Genomic DNA, 6,117 nt, shown 5'->3' on the forward strand with positions numbered 1-6,117 from the left:
GGACTTGAGCGCCTTGAGCTCGGCCAGCTCCTCGCTGCTCGCACCGGCACGCTGACCGCCGTCGACCTGGGACTGGATCACCCAGCGCCGAACCGACTCCTTGCCCACCCCCAGCTGCTTAGCCACCACCACCGCCGCAGCAGCCGTCAACGAGGAATACTCCCCGCGGTGGTCACTGACCAGCCGTACCGCCCTGGCCTTCAACTCGTCATCAATCTTCTTCGGCATGGTGCTGATCCTCCTGGACTCAAACAGGAGCGGCATCAAACCTGGGGCGCTTCACCTGTGTGACTCAGCTTCGGGATCACCCATGTCTCCAGTGTCCCCGCACTCGAAGGCTCTGGCCAGCGCCCCAGGATCCGGCTTTGCACGCTGCCCGGACAGCGCGCCACATGCGGTGTGATGCGTCTGCCAACGCACACTTTCGAGTGGCTTCAGAGGGTTCTTCTGAAGCGTTGGTCGGTGACGGGGATCCGTCGCCGAGGGCATCAGGACGATCGTGGCGCATCAGGGTTTTGAGAGCCGTCCCCAGCCGAGAGGGCATCAGCCACCGCGAGACGCGGGTAACCGACGCTGCGGCGGCGACCTCTCATTGTGGCCCTACGTATGCCGTTACACCGCGCGTAGTCCGTGGGGGTCGTGCTGACCGACGCTTTCGATGATCCGTCGCTCCTCCCACGGCGGGACGACAATGCCGGTCGCCGCGCTTCTGGCCCGCAGCGCGTCCAAGTACCCGGCCGTTCCAGACGTGTCGCCACGTGCTGCGCATAGTGCGGCTGATTCGACAAGCCACACCAGTACCGCCCAGTTGAGCTCGTGGCCGTCGATGAGCCACGCCACGTCATCCAACAACCGTTGCGCCGTTTGCCGGTCGTCTGCCGTGCGAGCCAGGCGAGCACGGTGGACGGTTAAGGGGGCCCGGGTCCGCGCATCGGCGAATTTGCAGAGCTTGTGGGTTTCGGACACGATCTCCGCGACGCTGGGGACGGACCCGGTGTCCACGTGCACCTCGACAATCCACCCGGTTGCGGAGACGAGCGAGAACAACGACCCGCGGTCTCTCGCATCCCTCCAGGCGCTGACGAAGCAGCCAGCCGCGTCGTCCGCCTGGCCGTAATGGAAGCGCTCGATGCCGTCGGCGATCATCACGTTGAACGCTCCTCCTACTGTAAGTACTCGGTGATCGGGCCCGGATTGCTGGGCGGCCTCCTCGACCCGGCCGGCGCCCATCAACGCGAGCCGAAGACGCACAGTGAACTGAGCCAGCGCCTCGTCGTTGCGCTCAGCCGACGCGCGACGCAATTCGGTTTCACATAAGGCAATCGCGGCCTGTACGTCGCTGAACATGAGGCGTTGCAGCAGCTCGTGCGTCGCACCGACTCGTACGGCACCCGGTGCAGTGTGGGCGTACTGGACGGGACAGTCGCCCGCGCTCTCCGCAGTCTCGATCGCGGCTTGTAGCGAGGCGACCGCGGCCGTGGTGTCGGCGCTGCGGCCTCCGGCGACTTGCCTGGCGTAGGCGAGCACCAGGGGGTCACCTGCGCGCTCGGCTAACGTGAGTGCCTGCTGCGCGAGCTGTAGCGCACGGTCTTGGTCGACCGAGCCCAGCAGCCATGAGAGAAGAGCGGTCGCGTCGGGGCGGGCCGGGTGGATGCTCGACGCGTTGGCCAAGGCTCGCTCGAACCGCTCAATGCCCTCTTGTAGATGTCCCAGCTCATGCCACAGCCCTGAGCAGTTCGCGACCAGCTGCAGTTCATCTGGCGTGCCGACGGCGCCGTCGAGGGCGACTCGTAGGTTATGAATGTCGCGGGCCGCGTTGTCCAGCCACTCGGCCGCGCCGGGCCCTTCCGTGTGCGCAGCGAAACTCACCGTCCAATTCGCGAACCACGCCCTGTGGCGCTCGACCACGGCGTGATAGTCGTCGCTGCCGACGTACTGCCGGGTCAGGTATTGCCGGACGGTCTCAAGCAGGCGGAAACGGGGGGTGGGGGTCGCGGGTACCGGAAATATCAGGCTGCGGTTGACTAACTCGGCCACTCCTGCGAGCACCGGCTGTGGTAGGTCGTGCGCGCACACCGCCTCGATGGCCGGTAGGGACGCTGAGCCGCGGAACACACTCAGCCGAAACAGTAGGGTCTGCTGATCGTGGGTCAGGAGCCTCAGGCTCCACTCGACAACCGCGTCTAACGTGCGGTGGCGTTTGGCATCGTCATCGCGCGGACCGGGCATGTCGTGCAACTCCGCCAGCCGAGACAGCAGCTGGTCAGGGGACAGGACGTTCAGCCATGACGCGGCAATCTCGATCGCCAGGGGGAGGCCGTCCAGTCGTCTGACGATCTCGGCGAGCGTGGTGAGGGTATCGGTGATCGAAAAAGTCGCGCCGACGGCGTGGGCGCGATCAATAAGTAGTTCAGTTGCCGCGGTCCGCAGCCGCGCCGGGTCACTCTCACCCTGGTCGGGCAGGTGGAGCGGCCGAACCAGGAAGCGGTGCTCTGTGGCAACGCCAAGTGGATGCCGTGAGGTAGCGAGGATACGCAGTTGTCGCGTTCCGCGGATCAGTCGCTCGACCAGGGCGCCGGCGGCGGCTAGGTGCTCGAGGTTGTCGAGCACCAGCAGGCCTTCGACATCGGCGAGCCGGTCGAGCAACGTGGCCTCGGCGTCCGCCGCGGCGATGGTCAACCCGAACGCAGCGCAGACGGCAGAAGGCACCAGCGCTGCGTCTTCGAAACCTGCCAGGGCTACGGTGACGGCCGCACCTGATGCAGCGGCGGCGACCTCCTCGGCCAGACGGGTTTTACCCGACCCGCCGGGCCCGACCAAGGTCACCAGACGGCGCTCCTTGAGGAGGGCCGCGATGTCGGCGAGCTCGCGGCTCCGTCCGATGAAGCCGTCGCCGCGCAGTTGCAGCCGACTTGAAAGTGGGGTGAGCGCGGCGGCCGATGGGCGCAGCCGGGCGGAGCCGGACAGCACATCGACATGCATCGTTGACAGGTCCGGCCCCGGATCAGCGCCGAGCTCGTCGGCGAGTGCCCGCCGGGTCCGGTCGAACAGTTGCAGGGCCTGCGCCGGACGCCCGTCGCGGCACAGCGCCCACATCTGCAGCTCGACGGCTCGCTCTCGTAACTGGTCGTCGATGAGGATCTGTTCAATGGCGGTCGCGACGGCCGCGGGATCTCCTACGCGGCCCTGCAGGCACGCGTGGGCCCAATACTCGACCAGCGCTGTCCGATGTAGGTCGAGGGCTCGGGTCGCCTGGACTGCGAACGGCACCGATCCCAGATCGGCCAGCGGCATTCCGCGCCAGAGGGACAAGGCGTCGGCGAACGCAGCAGCGGCCGAGCCGAACCGTCCTGCCGCCGCATACCGTGCACCCGCTGCCGCATACTCCTCGCACCGCAGGACGTCGCTCTCGTCTTCGGCGAGCTGGAGTTCGTAGGCCGAGCCGGTCCGGCGAAGTCGCCGCGCCAGTCGCCCCGGTTCACCGTGCGGTTCCAGCGCACGCCGCCACACCGAGACATACGTCTGGACGACATTGTCTGCGCTTGAAGGCGGGTTGTCGGACCACAACCCGGCAACAAGCCTTTCGACCGGGACCAGACGATTCGGCTCGAGAGCAAGGATGGCGAGCAGACCGCGACGCTTGGCACCTGCCGGCCCGACAAGCTCGCCACAACGCCAAACCCGGACCGGACCAAGCAGGGACACGTAAACCGGTGGGATGTCGTCGCTGGCCATCTCTCACATGATTCCAGTCGGATTACAGCGGTGTCCATCACGATGAATACCAGCGCGCATCCCGGTCCGAGGAAGGACACGCGATGACCCTGCTGAGATCCGGGACAGACGCCGTGCCTGGTACTCAGTGCCGCATCAACCGGAATCAACCGGCTGGATCGTTGTGACCGCCCGCTTCACCTACCGGAAAGAAGCTGTGCTGTGGAACTCATCGTCACGCTCCTGGCTGCCTTCCCGATCGGCTATCTGATCAGGAAGCGGCTGGCCGCGTTCGTCGCCTACATCGGCGTGCATTCGTTCGTCTTCACCTTCCAGACCGCAACCCTGATCATCGCCTGGGCCGGCGGCGACACCGCAGCCTTCGGGCCCTTCCCGACCGCCTCCACCGCGAACGTATGGGGTTATGCGGAGGTGAACCTGGCCATCTACCTCGTCGGGCTGGCCCTGGTGTTCCTCGGACACCGGGTGGCTACCCGCCGGGCCAGCCGCTCCGACGCGAGGAAGCTCGACCCCGTGACTTAAACCGGCACCTCACAAATGAGGGTGCAACCTCACCCAACCGGTACGAGCGCCGGAGTTCTGGCGTTCGTGAAGTCAAGTCTGTGGAAGAAGGCTGGAAATGAACCGGTTGCCCAACTTCATTGCCCTCGCCGGTCTGGTCGCCGGTTCGATGGTCGCAGCGCTGACGGTCGCTCCGGCGGCCAACGCCACAATGGCTCCCCTATCCACCGCGCCGGTCGCAGCCCTGCAGTACGACACCCCTCCGATTTCCTGGGGGACGTGCGGTGACCCGGGCCTGGCCCAGGCCGGCGCACAGTGTGGTTTTGTGACGGTGCCGCTGGACTACGCCAAACCCCACGCGGCTACCGTCCAGATCGCCGTGTCCAGGGTGGTCCACACGGTGCCCGCTTCTGCCTACCAGGGGGTGATCCTGGTCAACCTTGGCGGACCTGGCGGGTCTGGTCTGACCGCGTCGCTGTACGGCGGCGCCATCCCTGGTGGGGTCGGCACCGACTACGACTGGATCGGGTTCGACCCGCGCGGGGTCGGCGCCAGCATCCCAGCATTGTCGTGTGACCCGAACCATTTCGGACCGGACCGGCCCAACTATGTGCCAACCTCGACCGCCCTACTGCAGGTGTGGCTCGACCGGTCCAAGCAGTACGCCCAGGCCTGCCAAGCGGCTCAGCCGGCACTCCTGCGGAATATGCGTACTGTGGACCAGGCTCAAGACATCGATCAGATCCGGCGGGCACTCGGGGTGCCACAGATCAGCTTCTACGCTTACTCCTACGGCACCTACCTCGGGTCGGTGTACAACACCCTCTTCCCGGGCCGGCTGCGCCGGGCCGTCTTCGACAGCAACGTCGACCCGCGTCAGATCTGGTACCGCACCAACCTGCGCCAGAACCAAGTTGAGCAGAACAGCCTGCGCCTGTTCTGGTCCTGGATCGCGCTGCACCATGACGTATACAACCTCGGTGACACCGAGCTCGCGGTAGAGCGGCGCTACTACGACTTCCGGGCCAAGCTGCTCGTCCACCCCGCCGCCGGCATCGTCGGCGCCGACGAGATCGACGACGCCTTCGACGATGCGGCCTACACGCCGCAGTACTTTTGGCCCTATCTGGCCGAAGACTGGGCCAACTACATCCACCACGGCGACACCTACTACCTCCAAGTCGACTACCAGATCGCCGACGGGCCCGGCAACGACAACCTCGTCGCGGTCTACCTCGGCACTGAGTGCACAGACTCACCCTGGCCAGGGAAGCAGCAGCAGCTCGCCGACGCCTACCGGACCCAGCCCGCCGCGTCGTTCTACACGTGGAACAACTTCTGGTTCAACGCCCCCTGCATATTCTGGCCAGCCCCGGCCGCCGCCCCGACCACCATCGTCGGTGGAACCCTGGCGCCGCTACTCCTCGACGACTACAGCGACGGGCCTACCCCGTACACCGGGGACCTCGAAGTCCGCCGACTCTACCCGGACGGACGCCTGATCGGCCTGCCCGGCAGCAACCACGGCGTCAGCCTCAACGGCAACCCCTGCGTCGACAACAACGTCGCCGCCTACCTCGCCACCGGCGCCCTACCCGCCCGGAAACCCGGCAACACCGCCGACGCCACCTGTCCGCCCATGCCCACCCCCGTCCCCGTCACCTACCCCGGCACCCCCACCACCAGCCAACCCGCCACCGCAGGTGGTGCCGCCGCGCACGCCAGGACCCCCTTCACCACCGCCCATCTGGGGCGACCATGACCACCGTTTCCGGGGAGCTAAATCCGCTGCACACGTGCGTCGCCCACGGGAGTGTCCGATGAACGGTGTTTCTGGCATTTGATTTTCAGAGGTTCTCGGCGGCGGGCATGCGGTCGGCG

Annotated in this window: 3 protein-coding genes and 1 pseudogene; 2 read left to right on the forward strand and 2 right to left on the reverse strand. The window is 66.5% G+C overall.

Features of this window, described 5'->3' with window-relative positions; genetic code table 11:
- Positions 1-228, reverse strand: a pseudogene (locus tag ABI385_RS16240) (IS3 family transposase); the annotation flags it as partial.
- Between the two features lie 384 nt (positions 229-612).
- Complete coding sequence (locus tag ABI385_RS16245) at positions 613-3,735, reverse strand: BTAD domain-containing putative transcriptional regulator (protein ID WP_348104803.1); 3,123 nt, start codon at positions 3,733-3,735, stop codon at positions 613-615.
- Positions 3,736-3,936: 201 nt separating this feature from the next.
- Between ABI385_RS16245 and ABI385_RS16250 the strand changes: the two genes are divergently transcribed.
- Both ABI385_RS16250 and ABI385_RS16255 read left to right on the forward strand, forming a co-directional pair.
- Positions 3,937-4,257, forward strand: coding sequence for a hypothetical protein (locus ABI385_RS16250; protein WP_348104804.1), 321 nt, complete (start codon positions 3,937-3,939; stop codon positions 4,255-4,257).
- 97 nt (positions 4,258-4,354) lie between these two features.
- Positions 4,355-5,998, forward strand: coding sequence for an alpha/beta fold hydrolase (locus tag ABI385_RS16255; RefSeq protein ID WP_348104805.1), 1,644 nt, complete (start codon positions 4,355-4,357; stop codon positions 5,996-5,998).
- Positions 5,999-6,117: the final 119 nt, after the last annotated feature.

Source organism: Lapillicoccus sp., assembly GCF_039935575.1.
Lineage (GTDB): Bacteria > Actinomycetota > Actinomycetes > Actinomycetales > Dermatophilaceae > Lapillicoccus.

Coding starts and splice junctions, on each gene's coding strand:
- ABI385_RS16245 (WP_348104803.1), bottom strand. CDS start 3,735: ATGGCCAGCGACGACATCCCACCGGTTTACGTGTCCCTGCTTGGTCCG.
- ABI385_RS16255 (WP_348104805.1), top strand. CDS start 4,355: ATGAACCGGTTGCCCAACTTCATTGCCCTCGCCGGTCTGGTCGCCGGT.